This window comes from Salmonella sp. 741265055_HSA (genome assembly GCF_046569525.1).
GTDB classification, from domain to species: Bacteria; Pseudomonadota; Gammaproteobacteria; order Enterobacterales; family Enterobacteriaceae; genus Salmonella; species Salmonella enterica.
This window is the reverse complement of record NZ_JBKFSQ010000008.1, coordinates 21,953-40,157: the sequence shown is the minus strand read 5'-3', so window position 1 is coordinate 40,157 and position 18,205 is coordinate 21,953. Positions and strand designations below refer to the sequence as shown.

Genomic DNA, 18,205 nt, shown 5'->3' with positions numbered 1-18,205 from the left:
AGCGCTGGCTTGCGCTTATCGGGCAGACTGTCATTACTGGGTTGCGTTTACCGCCGCCGTCCAGGCCTGATTAAACGCCTGATGCTGCGAGGCCAACGGCCCAATCAGCGCATTATATTGGCTGGCCTGCTGTGAGGTCGGGAACTGAATGCCGTTCGCGACAAAGCTCACCTGCTCGCCCTGTTGCGCAATATAATCGCCCACTTGTACCAACTGCTGCGTAAAGATCTGCGCCGCCGGGATCAGCGGCTGCAAAGCATCTGCCGGCACGGTGACTACTTTTTTGTAGACCTGATCAAACACAGGTTTCAGGTCATCGGCCTGCTTTAACGCGCCATGCGCGGCATCAGCCTGCAGTTTTGCATTCTGCAACTGTTGCGCCAGCACGCCTAACGAACCATTTGCCTGCCGCAGCGGCTCGCGTTGCGTCATATAATCCTGCGGAACGCGGATGGCGTTAACGCTATCGACCACCGGGCGCAGACCGGAATCCATCGCCTGGTTTACCTGCTGCGAGTAGCCATACAGTATCGCGTAATCAGACACGAACGGACCAAACTGTTTTTTCTGATCGGCCGTCAGCGTTGGTAAACGCTCTCCGCTACGCATTGCTGTATTCTGCAGGAAATCGACAAACGCTTTGCGCTGATCGCCTTCTTTATCAAAACACCCGCTCAGGCTAAACACCATTAATAACGCCACAACAGGCGCAAACCAGCGAGAGCAGGACTTACCTGTCGCCATTGTTAATACTCCTTTCACCCAAAAATGCGCACAACGACACCTGCGTGCCTGACGGCTTACAAGGATAGTCCAGGTCAGGCTTGCAGGATACCCTTTCCACGCGATCTTGTAGCGGAAAATTATGTTTATCTGCATCAGTGCTTGATTTGTTATTTTATTGTTAATTTTTGACCTGGCAATGCGATAAAAAACGCGGCAAGAAAGCTTTCCAGCGGGGAATGTAATATTTTTTTAATCTTTACAATTATTTTCTGAAAGACGGATATACCTTCCTGGATCAAATTGTTAGCGTCCTAAAAGTTGCGTAGCGTAAGGCATCGAAACGAATCGATAGCGCTTCCTGGCGGCGCGTCGCCCCCCACCCGCAAGTTTCCCGACTATTCTTAAGAGGCTTCGATGCACTTCACGATCCCGCTGTGTGATTTACAGGAGTTCTCAATGGAATATAAAGATCCGATGTTTGAGCTGCTGAGCAGCCTGGAACAAATTGTTTTTAAAGATGAAACGCGAAAGATCACCCTGACGCAAAAACCCAATCCTTTTACCGAATTTGAACAGTTACGGAGAGGGACGGGACTAAAAACAGATGAATTCGCCAGAGCGCTGGGCGTAACGGTTGCCATGGTTCAGGAATGGGAATCGAAACGCGAAAAACCCACGCCAGCAGAGCTCAAATTGATGCGCCTGATACAGGCAAACCCACGCTTAAGTAAGCAATTGATGGAGTAATTTTTACCCCTTTCTGTTTTAACGGTCCTGCGTAAGGACCGTTTTCCCCACCCGATTCCTGGCCTGGAGAAATAAAGTAAAATAAAAGTTGCATCGCCCGGCATTACATGAGTTAATGTGCTCAACGGTTTGACGTACAGACCATTAAAGCAGTTTAGTAAGGCAAGTCCCTTCAAGAGTTATCCATTAGATACCCCTCGTAGTGCGCATTTCCTTAACGCTTAAAAAATCTGTAAAGCACGCCATAACGCCGAAAGGCACACTTATTTTTTAAAAGGTAATACACTATGTCCGGTAAAATGACTGGTATCGTAAAATGGTTCAACGCTGATAAAGGCTTCGGCTTTATTACTCCTGATGACGGTTCTAAAGACGTGTTCGTACACTTCTCCGCTATTCAGAACGATGGTTACAAATCTCTGGACGAAGGTCAGAAAGTTTCCTTCACCATCGAAAGCGGCGCTAAAGGCCCGGCAGCTGGCAACGTAACCAGCCTGTAAGCTTAAAAAGCTCAGAATTTTGAATCCCTGCCTGATGGCGGGGATTTTTTTATTCCAATTCCCCCCTCTCTCCCAGCATAACTTTGCATTACTTTACCCTGCGTCCCTTTGACCTTTCCCTTAGGGGAACCCCTATAGTAGGCAAGGATATTGTTCACAAGGAATTGAAGTTATGTCGAAATCATCATGGTTATTACTTTTGGGTTTATGCGCCAGCGGCTCCGCGCTTGCGGCATCCGCAGAATCCGCTTTTCTGGCGCAACATGGGCTGGCGGGAAAAACGGTTGAGCAGATCGTGGATGCGATTGATCAGACGCCACAGAGCCGTCCTTTGCCTTACTCCGCGTCGATTACCAGTACCGAACTCAAATTATCTGACGGAGAGCAGATTTATACGCTGCCGTTAGGCGACAAATTCTATCTCTCTTTTGCGCCCTATGAATGGCGGACACACCCCTGTTTTAACCACAGCCTTTCCGGCTGTCAGGGAGAAATGCCGAATAAACCGTTCACTGTAAAAGTGACAGACAGTAAAGGCGCTGTCATCGTACAAAAAGAGATGCAAAGCTATCGAAACGGATTTATCGGTGTTTGGCTACCGCGCAATATGGAAGGGACGCTCGAAGTAAGCTACAACGGTAAAACGGCGTCACATGCCATTGCCACCAGTGATGACAGCCAGACCTGTCTGACGGAATTACCATTACGTTAAAAAAATGCCCGATAACATAATGGGTTATCGGGCCTACAAAGCGCCAACAAGATAAAATTAACAGGGTGCCTTGAGAATGCATAACGCCACAAGAATGGCAGAGGTGGGCTCACTTTGTACTGACCCCAAAAACCTGGACAGATTAACCGAGGCATCAGCGAAAGAGTCCATTTAATACATGGGCTCTTTTTTGTTTCTGGCTATAACTAAATAACATTGTCCGCAATCGGATTATCCATTCCGTTGCTTTCTTGCATCACGCGGATTCCTGTCTCATCAATATTTTGTTCGTCGTATTCTTCCTGAATTTAACCTTAGACGTTCTATCAAATTATCGCTTATAGCGATTTGAACATAACAGTCTTTGTATTCTATTGAGGGAGCCTAAGGAACAATGTTCGCTGCTGAGTTTGTGATGATTTGAAACCATGGTGAATGTAGAAATTTTTGGCTTCTTCGGTAAGTGCATGAACCATGATTGCACGTACACCAATATTCTCGGCAACCCGATAACAACGAAGCACTGCATCATGAAGTAAATCAGCACCAAGCCCTTTTCCATGGAATGAGAGATCGACAGCAAGACGGGCAAGTATAATGACAGGGATGGGATCTGGCATGTTACGCCGAAGGTTGCCTGTCGCTTCTGTATGGTTGACGCTACCGGTGGCCAGAGAGTAAAAACCGGCTACTTGCTTCGTGTCTTTCTTGCACACCACAAATGTTCTGGCCGCTCCGAGAGCCTGGTTTTTGAGGCCCTTTTGCTTCAACCAGTCATCGAGCACAGCTTCACCGCTGACGAACTCAGCTACCTGATGAAAAGCGGACAAAGGTTCTGGTGCTGTTACACGTCCCACTGAGGTTTCCTTGCCAGCAGTTTTTCGATAACGGGATCATCTGCGACCGGTGCATCAAGCAGATTGATGAACTCCTCATATTGCTCATCGTTAAAGTTAAATACACGGCGGTCAAGGATCACATTCTCGGCAGCCTGGCAGGCCGTTTCCAGAATGAAATCTGTACGTGACTTGTGAAGGATTTCCGCAGCTGCATCAATGAGCGCCCGCTGCGATTCCTTAGCTCTAAGGTTAAGTTGAACATCTGATTTCATGAGACACCCTTTGTATAGCATTTGCTTTACAAGCATAGCATAACCACCATGTATAGCAAACGGTATACATCAAGTCGTCGTTTTTCATTTTTCGAATACTGATGTTCGCTTTGTGCCAGAAGCGGAAATTGCTCATTGTAGCGGTTTACTGAGTTCAACAAGGCAAAAGAACAATGCTGCCTTTCTGCAGGCTGACTATTATTTCGCCAAACATTTCCTCATCAGAGCATTTTGTAATGTCACTCCACGGCAAATAGGAAAGCCTCGCTCCACTATATGAAAGCCGTGTCGTAGAAAGAACACTTCCGCAGCCTTACTTACATTTGAAGTAAGTTCACTAATTCCACGCTGTCTGGCTTCCTCATGAATGCAATTCATCAGTAGTGTCCCTACCCCCTGTCTTGAATAGGTTCCTGATACAAAGAAATGATCAATGTATCCATTTGGTTGAACATCTGCATATCCAGCTATTTCACCATCCAGCTCTACAACAAAAGGTTGTAATTCCTTAATGTGATTGGCCCATCGCTCCAGGTCGATATCTGCTGGGGCCCAAGCATCAATTTGTTCACGTGTGTAGTAGTGTGATGCGATCGTATGTACAGATGAGAAAAAAACTCTGAATAACGATATTTCATCCCCATTACTGAACCTTCTGATTTTCATAAAACCTCATTGTGAGAGTTACTTGTAGAACAATACTAATTTTTGTGAAATAGGGCGTCCACTCCTCGCTCATAGCAGACATTTACGTGAGCGTATCTACCAACGTTCAGGTTTCCTGATAGCATCCCTGTACAGACCTTGTTAATTTCTGCCTGGATAGCTCTTTAGGCGGTATTCAACCGGGCTGAGTCCGTTAAATCTAAGGCTAATTCGTCGGGTATTGTAGTATCGTATGTAATCCTCAATAGCTATCTTAAGTTCATCAATATCCTTAAATTTACTGGTGTAAAAAATTTCTGATTTTAAAGTCCCGAAAAAACATTCTGCACAGGCATTATCAAGGCAGTTGCCTTTGCGGGACATACTTTGGATGATGCCAAACTCTCGTAACTGATACTGGTACCATCGATGACGGTATTGCCAGATCTGTTCTGAATGAAGAACCGGATTGGTACCCGCATCAAGTCTGGCAAATGCCTTCATGAGTATGTCATCGATCATCGGCATGGTTGGACGTTCTGAAATACTGCAGGAGATCACTTTGTTATTGAAGAGATCAATAATGGGTGCAATGCACTTTTGATTTATAGTCAGGTGGGGCTTTTCTCTGTCTGCCTTTTGGTGAATACCTGAGACACACAGTCTCAAGCACCCGCAGCTATTCTAACGCCAATATCCGTACCGCCAGCGTTAATGTATTCCTGAAATATTTCTTGCCAATCAATAGAAATAACCGCGTCTATGAGTTACAGAATTATTAGCGAATCGACTAATACTATTTACGTTATAAAAAACCTGCCCGAAAGCAGGTTTTGTTTATTTAACTGAACGCTTATTGCAGTAACGAAATATCCGCAACCTGCAGGAACAGTTCGCGAAGTTTCGACAACAGCGTCAGGCGGTTGATACGGATATCTTTCTCTTCCGCGTTAACCATGACATTTTCGAAGAATTCATCCACCGGCGCGCGCAGAGCAGCCAGCTCAATCAACGCTTCCTGATAACGACCATCGGCAAAGTACGGCTGAAGCTTATCACGCAGCACAACCAGATGTCTGGCCAACTCAATTTCCGCCGCTTCTTTCAGTACGGAGGCGTGGACGATATCGTTCAGCGGCTCAGTGGCTTTCGCCAGGATGTTGGAGACGCGCTTGTTCGCCGCCGCCAGCGCAGAGGCTTCTTCCAGGGTACGGAAGTGCGATACCGCTTTCATGCGGGCATCAAAATCTGCCGGACGGGTCGGACGACGCGCCAGTACCGCCTGGATAGTGTCGACGGTGTAACCTTCATCCTGATACCAGGCGCGGAAACGGCCCAGCATAAAGTCGATGACATCATCAACCACGTTGGCGTTGGTCAGCTTGTCGCCATACAGACGCACGGCTTCTTCGGTCAGCGTTTGCAGATCGAGATTCAGGTTCTTCTCAACGATAATACGCAGCACGCCCAGCGCGGCACGACGCAGCGCAAACGGGTCTTTGTCGCCTTTCGGATGCTGACCGATACCGAAGATACCCGCCAGAGTGTCCATCTTGTCAGCGATCGCCAACGCGCAGGCCACCGGGTTAGACGGCAGGTCATCACCGGCAAAGCGCGGCTGATACTGCTCGTTCAGCGCCACGGCCACATCTTCCGCTTCACCATCGTGACGCGCGTAGTGCATCCCCATCACGCCCTGGGTGTCGGTGAACTCGAAGACCATGTTGGTCATCAGGTCGCACTTGGAGAGCAGGCCCGCACGAGTGGCGTGGTTGACGTCAGCGCCAATCTGACCGGCAATCCAGCCCGCCAGCGCCTGAATACGGTCGGTCTTGTCGCGCAGCGTGCCCAGTTGTTGCTGGAACAGCACGGTTTGCAGACGCGGCAGATGGTCTTCCAGACGTTTTTTACGGTCGGTATTGAAGAAGAATTCAGCATCTGCCAGACGCGGACGCACCACTTTCTCGTTACCGGAGATAATTTGTTGCGGATCCTTCGACTCGATGTTGGCGACGAAGATAAAGTTCGGCAGCAGCTTGCCCGCGTTGTCATAAACCGGGAAATACTTCTGGTCGCCCTTCATGGTGTACACCAGCGCTTCGGCAGGCACGGCGAGGAATTTCTCTTCGAATTTCGCCGTCAATACCACCGGCCATTCCACCAGCGAGGCCACTTCTTCCAGCAGGCTTTCGCTCAGGTCGGCATTACCGCCAATCTTGCGTGCTGCTTCTTCGGCGTCCGCTTTGATTTTGGCTTTACGCGCTTCGTAATCGGCAATGACTTTACCGCGCTCCAGCAGAATTTGCGGGTACTGGTCAGCATTGTCGATAGTAAACTCCGGCTCACCCATAAAGCGGTGGCCGCGAATGACGCGGTCAGACTGAATGCCCAGAATGGTCGCCGGAATCACTTTATCGCCCAGCAGCAGGGTCACGGTGTGCACCGGACGCACGAAGTGTACGTCAGACGCGCCCCAGCGCATCAGTTTCGGGATCGGTAGTTTCGCCAGCGAGGTGGCTACCATGTTCGGCACCAGCGCTTCGGTACTTTCGCCCTTCACGTGGGCGCGATACAGCAGCCATTCGCCTTTGTCGGTCTTCAGACGTTCAGCCTGATCAACGGTGATCCCGCAGCCGCGCGCCCAGCCTTCTGCCGCTTTGCTCGGTTTGCCTTCGGCGTCGAACGCCTGAGCAATCGCCGGGCCGCGTTTTTCGACTTCGCGATCGGGCTGAGATTCAGCAAGATTCGCCACTTTCAGCGCCAGACGGCGCGGGGCGGCAAACCATTCAACGTTACCGTGCGCGAGGCCGGCGTTATCCAGCTCCGCAGTGAAGTTCGCAGCAAAGGACTCAGCCAAACTGCGCAGTGCTTTTGGTGGCAGCTCTTCAGTGCCGATTTCCACCAGAAAAGTTTTCTCAGACATGGCCGCCTCTTACTTGTCTTTGTTGCACATCGGGAAGCCGAGGGCTTCACGGGAAGCATAATAAGCTTCTGCCACTGCTTTGGTCAGGGTGCGAATACGCAAAATGTAGCGCTGACGTTCGGTGACGGAGATAGCTTTACGCGCATCCAGCAGGTTGAAGCTATGGGCGGCTTTCAGAATACGCTCGTAGGCCGGCAGCGGCAGCGGGTTTTCCAGCGCTAGTAGCTGCTGGGCTTCTTTCTCATACTGCTCGAAGCAGGTGAATAAGAAATCCACATCGGCGTATTCAAAGTTATAGGTGGATTGCTCCACTTCGTTCTGATGGAACACGTCGCCGTAGGTGGTTTTACCCAGCGGGCCATCGCTCCAGACCAGGTCGTAAACGCTGTCCACGCCCTGGATATACATCGCCAGACGTTCCAGACCGTAGGTGATTTCACCGGTCACCGGCTTGCACTCCAGGCCGCCGACCTGCTGGAAGTAGGTGAACTGCGTCACTTCCATGCCATTCAGCCACACTTCCCAGCCGAGTCCCCAGGCGCCCAGCGTCGGGTTCTCCCAGTTATCTTCCACGAAACGGATGTCGTGAATGGTCGGGTCCATACCCAGCTCTTTCAGAGAACCGAGGTACAGCTCCTGAATGTTGTCCGGAGACGGCTTAATCACTACCTGGAACTGATAGTAGTGCTGTAAGCGGTTCGGGTTTTCGCCGTAGCGGCCATCGGTCGGACGACGAGAAGGCTGCACATAGGCAGTCGCCATCGGCTCTGGCCCCAGCGCGCGCAGGCAGGTCATTGGATGAGAAGTTCCCGCGCCGACTTCCATGTCCAATGGTTGAACAATGGTGCAGCCCTGGCGAGCCCAGTAATCCTGTAAGGTCAGGATCAAGCCCTGGAAGGTCCTGGTATCAAACTTTTGCATATTATTTCGTGCTGGATACGTGTGGATTTAAAGGAAGGAGCCAGTATACCCGCTGGATGCGAGATATACAGTATGAAACCGGTTTGTTTAGCGAAAATTGCCGGATTTCGCGGCATCACACCTCACCAGGCGCGGCTTTTACCGCATAGAAAGATGTAAAAACTGCCCATCTGCATCAAAAGAGCAGACAAAACTCTCTTTACGGAAGGTATTACCACGCATCTCATAGCTCCCCTGAAACTGTTCGAAGCCGGTAACAGCAATTTTCTGTGCGCCAGTGTTGTAACGCTGCGCCGCCTGAGCTTTACACAATGCTTCCATATCCAGCGTGCGTGTTGGGCTCACTTTACTCTGCTGGGCTTTTTGCGTCGGTGGCGGTGTCGCTGTGCATCCCACCAGAGCGATGGCTATCATCACAGTACAGAAATACTTCATTATCATTTTTATTACCGTCTGGTTTGCTGGTCAGTCTTATTATTAAGGTTTGTGGGTAACAGAAACATTGTGCGAATCTCCTTACGCCATCACAAGATGTAGCGTAGAAAGTCGGATTTTTCCAGTGAGCCACCGCGCTGGAACTCTATTCAAACGGAAGCTGAGGAACTGATGCAGCCTAAAATTAACTGGATTGATAACCTGCGAGGGATCGCCTGTTTAATGGTAGTGATGATCCATACTACAACGTGGTACATCACCAACGCCCACAGCGTCAGCCCGCTAAACTGGGATATTGCGAATGTCCTGAATTCGGCTTCGCGCGTTAGCGTTCCCCTGTTTTTTATGATTTCAGGCTATCTTTTTTTTGGCGAGCGCTGCGCGCAACCGCGGCATTTTTTACGTATCGCCCTCTGCCTTATCTTTTACAGCGTTGTCGCCCTGGCTTACATTTCACTTTTTACTTCAATCAACGTCGAGCTTTCGCTAAAAAATGCGCTACAAAAACCCGTGTTTTACCATCTGTGGTTTTTCTTTGCGATTGCGGTGATCTACCTGGTATCGCCATTAATCCAGGTAAAAAACGTGAGCGGCAAAATGCTCCTGATGCTGATGGTGGTCATTGGTATTATTGCTAACCCCAATACTGTGCCGCAAAAAATCGGCGGCGTTGAATGGTTACCCATCAATCTGTATATCAGCGGCGACACGTTCTACTACATTCTCTACGGTATCCTGGGCCGCGCCATTGGAATGATGGAGACGCAAAAGTCATCGCTGACGCTTATCTGCACTGCCCTGTTCATCATCGCGGTATTTGTTATTTCTCGCGGCACATTACATGAATTACGCTGGCGCGGAAATTTTGCCGATACCTGGTATCTGTATTGCGGTCCCATGGTGTTTATTTGCGCCGTCTCACTGTTCACGGTAGTTAAAAATAAGCTGAATGTGCGGACGTTACCTGGACTGGGGCTTATCTCCCGCCACTCGCTGGGTATTTATGGTTTCCACGCGCTGATTATCCATGCGCTACGTACCCATGGTCTGGAGTTAAAACGCTGGCCGCCGTTAGATATCGTGTGGGTTTTTGCCGCGACGGTGACAGGAAGCCTGCTACTTTCCATGTTGTTACAGCGTATTGATAAACGGAAATGGGTTAGCTAAACGACAATGATGGCTCCGGCCATCATTCATCATCACTGTAGGAAGCGTAAAGATCGGTTCCATATATACTGACCCCCAGCGCCACCAGACACAGTATTTTCAGCGCGCCCGCCAGCGCCAGGTTAAATACGCCGACCACGACCATGCCGATGCCAAGCAACAGCAAAGATTTGCAACGAGAAAGCAAGCGGTCATTCCCCGTGTGTTCCTGGCGAATTAAGACTGGAAAACCGCACATGACGATTGCCGCAAAAAAATATCCCTTTTCGCTCAATGTATGACAGCCTGGCCACAGTCCCACCAGGTATACCACTGCACCGACAACTAACATTCCCAGGCCGAATATCCGTTTCCTGCGTGCAACGTGATCGTCCATCTCACTCTCCTTGTGGTTGAGTGAGACACATTAAGCGAAGAAATAGCGATGAAAAAGGCGCCTGCTCAGCAATAATATAAAAATCAGAAAACACACATACTTACTTCGATATAATTCAATAGAATTAATATTTACGGGAAATGCCTTTCAGCCAAAACCGAAAGGCATTCTGACTTATGACATCAACGGCAACAGCTGCTGATAGAGTCGACGGAAGGTTTCACGACGTTGTTGATAAACCGCATGACGCTGCGCATCAGGATAATGCGCCTGCTCCAGCGGCAACTGCGGCAATACATCGGCGAGCGGAGTCTGTTTATTCACCGCAATTTGCGCCAGACGCGCCGCGCCCAGCGCTGGCCCCACATCGCCGCCAGTACGATAATCAAGCTGTAGCCCGCTAATATCAGATAGCATCTGACGCCAGTATTCGCTGCGCGCCCCGCCGCCGATAAGCGTCACGCTGGCGGGTTTGACGCCGCAGGCGTGAACCACATCCATGCCATCCGCCAGAGCATATCCCACGCCTTCCAGTACCGCCCGCGCCAGTTCCGCCGGGCCATGCTGATGGGTTAAACCAAAGAAAACGCCTTTTGCCTGCGGATTATTATGCGGCGTGCGCTCGCCGGACAGGTACGGCAAAAACCAGATCGGATCGGTATGCTCATCCGCCAGCTGCGCGGCGGCAATCAGCGTCGGGACGTTCTTCTGCCCGGTGAGTTTAGCCGCCCAGTCCAGACAAGAGGCGGCGCTCAACATTACAGACATTAAATGCCAGCGTTCCGGCAGCGCATGGCAAAAACTGTGTACTGCGCTCTCCGGTTTACTCAGAAAGCCGTCGCTGACGGCAAAATAGACGCCCGATGTTCCAAGTGAGAGCATCGCCTGTCCGGCATCGATCATTCCTACGCCGACCGCGCCAGCCGCATTGTCGCCGCCGCCCGCCACCACAGGTACTGCTGGCATTCCCCATGCGCTGGCTACCTCTGGCAGCAACGTTCCGGTAATGTCACTACCTTCAAATAACGCTGGCATCTGCTGTCGGGTTAAATGACAGGCGTTGAGCATAACGTCGCTCCAGTCGCGCTTTTTCACGTCCAGCCACATCGTTCCCGCCGCATCCGACATATCGCTGGCAAAGACGCCCGTCATTCGCAGCCGCAGAAAATCTTTCGGCAGCAGAACTTTGTCTATCTGGCGGAAAATATCCGGTTCGTGGCGCTGCACCCAGACTAATTTGGGCGCGGTAAAACCGGGCATCATCAGATTACCGGTTATCGCACGCGACTGCGGCACCTGTTTTTCCAGCCAGGCGCACTCTTCGCTACAGCGTCCGTCATTCCATAAAATCGCTGGTCGCAGAACCTGCTGACGGCTATCAAGCAATGTCGCGCCATGCATTTGTCCGGCGATGCCCAACGCCCGGACGCCACTTAACGACTGTTGCCGACCTAAACCTTTAACCGCACGATCCGTCGCCTGCCACCACTGCTCTGGTTCCTGTTCCGACCATAAGGGATGCGGACGCGATACGGTCAGTTTTTCAGTATGCGTAGCCAGCACATCGCCCTGCTCATTCAACAGGATAGCTTTTACACCCGATGTACCAAGATCGATCCCGATATACATAGTGTGGGTTCCTTTACTGAAAGCGCCCGGCAGCGCTACGCTTACCGGGCTAATCACGACTACAGGCCGGGCTAACGCGGAGTCGCCCGGTAGATAGAGTTATTTATCAAACAGATAACGGTTAACCAGATTTTCTAACAGCTCCTGATGACCGCTTTGATGTACTGGCGCCAGATGGTGCTGCTCCGCATACTGCGCCAGTTCGCCTAAGGAGAGTTGTCCTTTCAGAATCTGCTGCCCCAGCTCGCCATTCCAGCCTGCATAGCGCTTCGCCACGCGTTTATCCAGCTCGCCGTCTTCCACCATACGCGCGGCGATTTTCAGCGACAACGCCATCGTATCCATCGCGCCGATATGACCGTAGAACAGATCGTATTTATCGGTGCTCTGACGACGAACTTTGGCGTCGAAGTTGAGACCGCCCGTCGTGAATCCACCCGCTTTCAGGATTTCGTACATCACCAGCGCGTTCTCTTCAACGCTAATCGGGAACTGATCGGTATCCCAGCCCAGTTGCGCATCGCCGCGGTTGGCGTCAACGGAGCCAAAAATACCCAGCGCGATAGCGGTCGCGATTTCATGGTGGAACGAATGGCCCGCCAGCGTCGCGTGGTTCGCCTCAATGTTCACTTTGATCTCTTTTTCCAGGCCGAACTGTTTGAGGAAGCCATAGACCGTTGCAACGTCATAATCATACTGATGTTTTGTCGGTTCCTGCGGTTTCGGTTCAATCAGCAGCGTGCCCTGGAAACCCATTTTATGTTTGTGCTCGACCACCATTTGCATAAAGCGGCCAATCTGTTCGCGTTCCTGGCGCAGATCGGTATTCAGCAACGTTTCATAACCTTCGCGCCCGCCCCACAGTACGTAATTTTCGCCGCCCAGTTTATGCGTGGCGTTCATTGCCGTAACCACTTGCGTCGCTGCCCAGCTAAAGACTTCCGGGTCCGGGTTAGTGGCGGCGCCTGCGCCATAGCGCGGGTTGGTAAAGCAGTTCGCCGTTCCCCACAGCAGTTTTACGCCACTCTGCTCCTGTTTCGCCGCCAGCACATCCACCATCTGCGCGAAGTTGTTTTTATATTCTTTCAACGACGCGCCTTCCGGCGACACATCCACGTCATGGAAGCAGTAAAAAGGCACATTCAGTTTGTGGAAAAATTCAAACGCCACGTCCGCTTTGCGTTTCGCCAGCTCCAGCGCTTCGCCCGGTTGCTGCCACGGGCGATTAAACGCGCCTACGCCAAACATATCCGCGCCGTTCCAGCAGAAGGTATGCCAGTAACAGGCCGCGAAACGCAGGTGATCTTCCATACGTTTACCTAAAACCAGCTCGTCGGGATTGTAATGACGAAATGCCAGCGGGTTAGTCGATTGAGGGCCTTCATAGCGAACACGATCGAGTTGGTCAAAATAAGCCTGCATAGTGAGCTCCATAATCAGATAAGACGGCAAGTAAACGACATAACGTCATACTGGAATTTCCTGATTTATTGCTCAATTACGTTATTTCACACCGCTATTAAGAGAATCCCCAAATGTGCTCTGGCTCTCAAAAAAAACGCTGAAAACCACAGAAGAAAAAAGCGATCGCGATCGAATCCTGGCAAATAAACAAAAAACCGTAATATATAGATAAGAAATGACAATTGTCATCCGCCGTTTGCTGTGATGAATTTTGCATAACGTTTCAGGCGAAAATAATTTGTTATCATTCGCCAGGCCGTTGTGTCAGCCGTTTTGATAGTATCCACGAGCCCAGGTTTACTTTTGCAGGATATATCCTCATGTTTGATAAACGTCACCGCATCACTCTGTTATTTAACGCGAATAAAGCCTATGACCGTCAGGTAGTGGAGGGGGTGGGTGAATATTTACAAGCCTCGCAATCCGAATGGGATATATTTATTGAGGAAGATTTCCGTGCCCGTATCGATAACATTAAAGAGTGGTTAGGCGACGGCGTTATTGCCGATTACGATGATGACGATATCGCGCAATTATTAGCCGATGTCGACGTACCCATTGTCGGGGTCGGCGGTTCTTACCATCTTGCTGAAAATTATCCGGCCGTTCATTACATCGCCACCGATAATCATGCGCTCGTTGAAAGCGCTTTCCTGCATTTAAAAGAAAAAGGCGTCAATCGCTTCGCGTTTTACGGTTTGCCCGACTCCAGCCGCAAACATTGGGCGGCGGAACGGGAATACGCCTTTCGCCAGCTGGTCGCCGAGGAAAAATACCGCGGCGTAGTCTATCAGGGGCTGGAAACCGCGCCGGAAAACTGGCAGCACGCGCAAAATCGCCTCGCCGACTGGCTTCAGACGCTGCCGCCGCAAACCGGCATCATTGCCGTAACGGATGCCCGCGCCCGTCACGTATTGCAGGCCTGCGAACACCTGCATATTCCGGTGCCGGAAAAACTTTGCGTTATCGGTATTGATAACGAAGAGTTAACCCGCTATCTGTCGCGCGTCGCGCTTTCCTCCGTCGCACAGGGGGCGCGGCAAATGGGCTATCAGGCGGCGAAACTGCTGCACCGCTTGCTGGCACGTGAAGAGATGCCGTTACAGCGCATTCTGGTGCCGCCGGTGCGCGTCATTGCGCGCCGCTCGACAGACTATCGCTCCCTGACCGATCCGGCGGTTATCCAGGCGATGCACTTTATTCGTAACCATGCCTGTAAGGGTATTAAAGTCGAGCAGGTGCTGGACGCGGTTGGGATTTCACGTTCAAACCTGGAAAAACGTTTTAAGGAAGAAGTTGGCGAGACGATACATGCACTGATCCACGCCGAAAAGCTGGAAAAAGCGCGTAGTTTGTTGGTTTCTACCACGTTGGCGATAAACGAAATTTCGCAAATGTGCGGCTACCCGTCGCTGCAATATTTCTATTCGGTGTTTAAAAAGGAGTACGTCACTACGCCTAAAGAGTATCGCGACCAGCATAGTGAAGCGTTGTTGTAGTTTATCCAGCCTACAGATGCCTTGTAGCCGGATAGCGTAGCGCCATCCGGCACACAGAATTACATATGCGCGGCGATCAGACGCTGGTTGTCCTGGTACATCGCGAACAAGTAGTTGTTATAGCGCGACCCCTGGGTAGAGTAACCCTTCAGCTTATGAATCATCGCCGTGGCGGTGACTTCCTGATCCGCCTTACGCAGTTGGGCGCGCGACTTGCGGAAAGAAGAATAAGCCGGATGCGTGTTCAGGTTGGTGACATACGCGCTCACCGACTCCTCAACCGACGCGAATTGCGAGTAACCTTTCACCTTACCCGGCGTATTGGTACAACGCCCTTTCGTACACTTCATGCCGAACAGGTTGTTGTTGCTACGCGCCAGTTTAGAGGTTCCCCAGCCGCTTTCCGCCGCCGCCATCGTCGCCACCATGCTGGTTGGGATAATGTCGACGCGCTCCAGCAACGTATTCCACGGAATACGACGCGTGTTGCCGGACCAGCTCACTTTATAGCGCTTCGCGATATCTTTCATACGCGCGCGTTCAGACGGCGACCAGCGGTTCTGGTACTGTTTTGAGATCAGCCAATTACGGTCCGCGGTAATCGCGGCATTTTGGCTGGTGATGTAAGGCATAACGGTCCGGAGAAACGCTTTTTTTCTGGGGGTTCCGGAAGGGTATTTTCGCAAATCAGGAAGTGAACTGCTCTTTGCACTATTGCGAGAATACTCTTGTTTACTGCTAACCTGTTTATAACTTGTCTCAGTTATGTGGGACTTTTGACTCGTTTGTGTTGCGTGCGTCTTTGCCAGCACCTCACCCGAAAATGCGATGGTGAGTAACATAAGAATCATTGCCCCATATCGTCGCATGGGAGTCAATATCATTAGGTCTCCTGGTCGGATTGATACATTCCAACACCTTTTATTTTTCACGAAGTTAAGGTTTGAACCCCAAATTCTAGCAAAAATAGGCTTAAAAAGCACCTCAGGGAATAGTCTTAATCCGAAACTATGTCAACTATTAACGATAACAGGCAGCAATAATGCCAATAAAATGTGGTGCTTATCGCAAATAGAGGCGTTTTTTTGCGCCTCGTCGCTCACCCTCGCGCCTCCTCCTGCGCGACTCTCTGCTGGGGAGGAGTTCATTCGCCTAAAAACCAGGCAAGCTGATGAATATTGCCCACAAAGGATAGCGTGATGAAACTTGCCGCCTTCGCTCTGACGCTGATACCCGGTATCGCGATCGCCTCATCATGGACCTCACCCGGTTTTCCGACGTTCTCGACGCAGGAAACCGGACGCTTTACCAGCCATGCTGCATTAACAAAAGGTACACGCGCGTTAACGCTCCATATTGACCAGCAGTGCTGGCAGCCCTCCGGCGCCATAAAACTCAACCAGATGTTGTCGTTAAAACCCTGTGAAGGCGCGCCACCGCAATGGCGTCTGTTTAAAGATGGCGACTATACAATAACGGTAGATACCCGCTCCGGTACGCCGACCCTGTTGTTATCGATAAAAACTGAACCTGAACGCACCGCGCAGCTCGCCTACCAGTGTCCCGTCTGGGATGGTTCGCCGCTCACGCTGGATGTTCGCCAGACCTTTCCGGAAGGGACGGTAGTGCGCGATTATTACAGTGGTCAAACCGATACCGTCCAAAACGGGCAAATCACGCTGCAACCTGCCGACAGCCACGGGCTTTTATTGCTGGAACGCGCGGAAACCCATGCATCAGCGCCTTTTAACTGGCGCAACGCCACCGTTTATTTTGTGCTTACGGATCGCTTTCGCAATGGCGATGCAACCAACGACCACAGCTATGGTCGCCATAAGGATGGTATGCAAGAGATTGGCACTTTCCACGGCGGCGATTTGCGCGGGTTGACGAGTCAACTGGACTATCTACAGCAATTAGGCGTGAACGCCTTGTGGATAAGCTCGCCGTTTGAACAGATCCACGGCTGGGTCGGCGGCGGAGCAAAAGGCGATTTTCCTCATTACGCCTATCACGGCTATTACACTCAGGACTGGACGACGCTGGATGCCAATATGGGCAGCGAAGCCGATCTCCGCGCGCTGGTCGACGGCGCGCACCAGCGCGGCATCCGTATTTTATTTGACGTAGTAATGAATCATGCCGGTTACGCCACGCTGGCGGATATGCAGGAGTATCAGTTCGGCGCGCTCTATTTATCCGGCGCGGAACGGCAAAAAATTCTCGGCGATCGCTGGACAAACTGGCGACCCGCCGCCGGACAAAGCTGGCACAGCTTTAACGACTACATCAACTTCAGCGACAGCGCCGCCTGGGAAAAATGGTGGGGGAAAAAGTGGATTCGTACCGATATTGGCGACTACGACAGTCCGGGATTTGACGATTTAACCCTGTCGCTGGCCTTCCTGCCGGATATAAAAACGGAATCTGCCACGCCTTCCGGCCTACCCGCGTTCTATGCCAACAAACCCGATACTAAAGCAAAGTTCATTGAAGGCTATACGCCACGGGATTATCTGACTCACTGGTTAAGCCAGTGGGTGCATGATTACGGCATTGACGGGTTCCGGGTCGATACTGCCAAAAACGTTGAGCTTCCTGCCTGGCAACAGCTAAAAACCCAGGCCAGCGCGGCGTTACATGAATGGAAGCAGGCCAATCCGGACAAAGCGCTGGATGATAGCCCGTTCTGGATGACTGGCGAAGCGTGGGGCCACGGCGTCATGAAAAGTGATTATTATCGCTATGGTTTCGACGCGATGATCAATTTTGATTATCAGGAGCAGGCGGCGAAAGCGGTCGATTGCCTGGCGGAAATGGGGCCAGTCTGGCAGCAGATGGCGGATAAAATGCAGGATTTCAACGTATTAAGTTACCTCTCCTCGCATGATACGCGCCTTTTCCGTGAGGGCGGTGATAAGGCGGCGGAACTGCTGCTGCTTTCGCCAGGCGCGGTGCAGATCTTTTACGGCGATGAATCCGCTCGTCCCTTCGGCCCCACCGGCTCCGACCCCCTGCAAGGCACCCGTTCAGATATGAACTGGCAGGACGTGAGCGGAAAGTCAGCCGCAGCCGTCGCGCACTGGCAGCGTATTAGTCAGTTCCGCGCCAGACATCCCGCCATCGGCGCAGGCCAACAAACCACGCTGACGCTAAAACACGGATATGGTTTTGTACGCCAGTACGGCGACGATACGGTGATGGTCGTCTGGGCGGGCCGCCGCTAATCGTGACGCTACCGGTCCCCTCGCGTACCGGTAGCCCCTTCAAAATAAAAAACTAACCTGACAAAAATTTGTAGCATAAAACATCAACACCACCGCCTTACCCCCATTTGCGCCCCGCTATTT

General features: G+C 51.2%; 17 protein-coding genes and 1 pseudogene. 6 read left to right on the top strand and 12 right to left on the bottom strand.

Features of this window, described 5'->3' with window-relative positions; genetic code table 11:
- Window positions 1-33 precede the first annotated feature (33 nt).
- Window positions 34-744, bottom strand: coding sequence for a DUF3053 domain-containing protein (locus ACLD4K_RS06570; RefSeq protein ID WP_000190524.1), 711 nt, complete (start codon window positions 742-744; stop codon window positions 34-36).
- A 438-nt stretch (window positions 745-1,182) separates the two neighbouring features.
- Between ACLD4K_RS06570 and ACLD4K_RS06565 the strand changes: the two genes are divergently transcribed.
- The 3 genes from ACLD4K_RS06565 to cueP all read left to right on the top strand — a co-directional run bounded on the left by ACLD4K_RS06565 (window position 1,183) and on the right by cueP (window position 2,685).
- Window positions 1,183-1,473, top strand: coding sequence for an HTH-type transcriptional regulator (locus tag ACLD4K_RS06565; protein WP_000455790.1), 291 nt, complete (start codon window positions 1,183-1,185; stop codon window positions 1,471-1,473).
- A 287-nt stretch (window positions 1,474-1,760) separates the two neighbouring features.
- Entirely contained in the window at window positions 1,761-1,973 is a 213-nt protein-coding gene (gene cspA, locus ACLD4K_RS06560) for an RNA chaperone/antiterminator CspA (protein ID WP_000014594.1), read from the top strand.
- 172 nt (window positions 1,974-2,145) lie between these two features.
- Window positions 2,146-2,685, top strand: coding sequence for a copper-binding periplasmic metallochaperone CueP (gene cueP, locus ACLD4K_RS06555; RefSeq protein WP_411011571.1), 540 nt, complete (start codon window positions 2,146-2,148; stop codon window positions 2,683-2,685).
- Between the two features lie 371 nt (window positions 2,686-3,056).
- On the opposite strand, the gene ACLD4K_RS06550 is transcribed toward cueP, so the two are convergent.
- From ACLD4K_RS06550 to ACLD4K_RS06520, 7 genes and pseudogenes are all read right to left on the bottom strand, one after another.
- The gene (locus tag ACLD4K_RS06550) at window positions 3,057-3,542 is read right to left on the bottom strand and encodes a GNAT family N-acetyltransferase (RefSeq protein ID WP_000533909.1); all 486 of its coding nucleotides are present in this window, start codon (window positions 3,540-3,542) and stop codon (window positions 3,057-3,059) included.
- A complete protein-coding gene (locus ACLD4K_RS06545) occupies window positions 3,530-3,817 on the bottom strand; it encodes a DUF1778 domain-containing protein (protein ID WP_074182586.1) in 288 nt (95 codons plus the stop codon). Before ACLD4K_RS06545 ends, ACLD4K_RS06550 begins: the two co-directional genes overlap by 13 nt.
- A gap of 177 nt (window positions 3,818-3,994) precedes the next feature.
- Window positions 3,995-4,462 carry a GNAT family N-acetyltransferase gene (locus ACLD4K_RS06540; protein ID WP_000702452.1) on the bottom strand — a complete coding sequence of 156 codons (468 nt, stop codon included), beginning with the start codon at window positions 4,460-4,462 and terminating at the stop codon, window positions 3,995-3,997.
- A 141-nt stretch (window positions 4,463-4,603) separates the two neighbouring features.
- Window positions 4,604-5,035 (bottom strand): annotated as a pseudogene (locus tag ACLD4K_RS06535) (transposase); the annotation flags it as partial.
- A 259-nt stretch (window positions 5,036-5,294) separates the two neighbouring features.
- Complete coding sequence (gene glyS, locus ACLD4K_RS06530; protein ID WP_001522165.1) at window positions 5,295-7,364, bottom strand: glycine--tRNA ligase subunit beta; 2,070 nt, start codon at window positions 7,362-7,364, stop codon at window positions 5,295-5,297.
- 9 nt (window positions 7,365-7,373) lie between these two features.
- A complete protein-coding gene (gene glyQ / locus ACLD4K_RS06525) occupies window positions 7,374-8,285 on the bottom strand; it encodes a glycine--tRNA ligase subunit alpha (RefSeq protein ID WP_001168551.1) in 912 nt (303 codons plus the stop codon).
- A gap of 138 nt (window positions 8,286-8,423) precedes the next feature.
- A complete protein-coding gene (locus tag ACLD4K_RS06520) occupies window positions 8,424-8,726 on the bottom strand; it encodes a YsaB family lipoprotein (RefSeq protein ID WP_000605592.1) in 303 nt (100 codons plus the stop codon).
- 165 nt (window positions 8,727-8,891) lie between these two features.
- Here ACLD4K_RS06520 and ACLD4K_RS06515 point away from each other — a divergent pair, with 165 nt between their 5' ends.
- Window positions 8,892-9,887, top strand: a complete 996-nt coding sequence (locus ACLD4K_RS06515) for an acyltransferase (protein ID WP_411011570.1) — start codon at window positions 8,892-8,894, stop codon at window positions 9,885-9,887.
- A gap of 22 nt (window positions 9,888-9,909) precedes the next feature.
- Here the strand turns inward: ACLD4K_RS06515 and ACLD4K_RS06510 are convergent, their stop codons facing one another.
- From ACLD4K_RS06510 to xylA, 3 genes are all read right to left on the bottom strand, one after another.
- The gene (locus tag ACLD4K_RS06510) at window positions 9,910-10,263 is read right to left on the bottom strand and encodes a YiaA/YiaB family protein (protein ID WP_000340933.1); all 354 of its coding nucleotides are present in this window, start codon (window positions 10,261-10,263) and stop codon (window positions 9,910-9,912) included.
- A gap of 174 nt (window positions 10,264-10,437) precedes the next feature.
- Window positions 10,438-11,892 (bottom strand): xylulokinase, encoded by a 1,455-nt coding sequence (gene xylB, locus ACLD4K_RS06505; RefSeq protein ID WP_000275322.1) that lies wholly within the window; start codon window positions 11,890-11,892, stop codon window positions 10,438-10,440.
- A gap of 99 nt (window positions 11,893-11,991) precedes the next feature.
- Window positions 11,992-13,314, bottom strand: a complete 1,323-nt coding sequence (xylA, locus tag ACLD4K_RS06500; protein WP_001522011.1) for a xylose isomerase — start codon at window positions 13,312-13,314, stop codon at window positions 11,992-11,994.
- A gap of 362 nt (window positions 13,315-13,676) precedes the next feature.
- On the opposite strand from xylA, the gene xylR reads away from it, so the two are divergent.
- Entirely contained in the window at window positions 13,677-14,855 is a 1,179-nt protein-coding gene (gene xylR, locus ACLD4K_RS06495; protein WP_108638677.1) for a D-xylose utilization transcriptional activator XylR, read from the top strand.
- Window positions 14,856-14,914: 59 nt separating this feature from the next.
- On the opposite strand, the gene ACLD4K_RS06490 is transcribed toward xylR, so the two are convergent.
- Window positions 14,915-15,739, bottom strand: a complete 825-nt coding sequence (locus tag ACLD4K_RS06490; protein ID WP_076935836.1) for a protein bax — start codon at window positions 15,737-15,739, stop codon at window positions 14,915-14,917.
- Window positions 15,740-16,054: 315 nt separating this feature from the next.
- Here ACLD4K_RS06490 and ACLD4K_RS06485 point away from each other — a divergent pair, with 315 nt between their 5' ends.
- Window positions 16,055-18,082 (top strand): alpha-amylase, encoded by a 2,028-nt coding sequence (locus tag ACLD4K_RS06485; RefSeq protein WP_411011569.1) that lies wholly within the window; start codon window positions 16,055-16,057, stop codon window positions 18,080-18,082.
- Window positions 18,083-18,205 lie beyond the last annotated feature (123 nt).

Coding starts and splice junctions, on each gene's coding strand:
- ACLD4K_RS06570 (WP_000190524.1), bottom strand. CDS start 744: ATGGCGACAGGTAAGTCCTGCTCTCGCTGGTTTGCGCCTGTTGTGGCG.
- ACLD4K_RS06565 (WP_000455790.1), top strand. CDS start 1,183: ATGGAATATAAAGATCCGATGTTTGAGCTGCTGAGCAGCCTGGAACAA.
- cspA (WP_000014594.1), top strand. CDS start 1,761: ATGTCCGGTAAAATGACTGGTATCGTAAAATGGTTCAACGCTGATAAA.
- cueP (WP_411011571.1), top strand. CDS start 2,146: ATGTCGAAATCATCATGGTTATTACTTTTGGGTTTATGCGCCAGCGGC.
- ACLD4K_RS06545 (WP_074182586.1), bottom strand. CDS start 3,817: ATGCTATACAAAGGGTGTCTCATGAAATCAGATGTTCAACTTAACCTT.
- ACLD4K_RS06540 (WP_000702452.1), bottom strand. CDS start 4,462: ATGAAAATCAGAAGGTTCAGTAATGGGGATGAAATATCGTTATTCAGA.
- glyS (WP_001522165.1), bottom strand. CDS start 7,364: ATGTCTGAGAAAACTTTTCTGGTGGAAATCGGCACTGAAGAGCTGCCA.
- glyQ (WP_001168551.1), bottom strand. CDS start 8,285: ATGCAAAAGTTTGATACCAGGACCTTCCAGGGCTTGATCCTGACCTTA.
- ACLD4K_RS06520 (WP_000605592.1), bottom strand. CDS start 8,726: ATGATAATGAAGTATTTCTGTACTGTGATGATAGCCATCGCTCTGGTG.
- ACLD4K_RS06515 (WP_411011570.1), top strand. CDS start 8,892: ATGCAGCCTAAAATTAACTGGATTGATAACCTGCGAGGGATCGCCTGT.
- ACLD4K_RS06510 (WP_000340933.1), bottom strand. CDS start 10,263: ATGGACGATCACGTTGCACGCAGGAAACGGATATTCGGCCTGGGAATG.
- xylB (WP_000275322.1), bottom strand. CDS start 11,892: ATGTATATCGGGATCGATCTTGGTACATCGGGTGTAAAAGCTATCCTG.
- xylA (WP_001522011.1), bottom strand. CDS start 13,314: ATGCAGGCTTATTTTGACCAACTCGATCGTGTTCGCTATGAAGGCCCT.
- xylR (WP_108638677.1), top strand. CDS start 13,677: ATGTTTGATAAACGTCACCGCATCACTCTGTTATTTAACGCGAATAAA.
- ACLD4K_RS06490 (WP_076935836.1), bottom strand. CDS start 15,739: ATGATATTGACTCCCATGCGACGATATGGGGCAATGATTCTTATGTTA.
- ACLD4K_RS06485 (WP_411011569.1), top strand. CDS start 16,055: ATGAAACTTGCCGCCTTCGCTCTGACGCTGATACCCGGTATCGCGATC.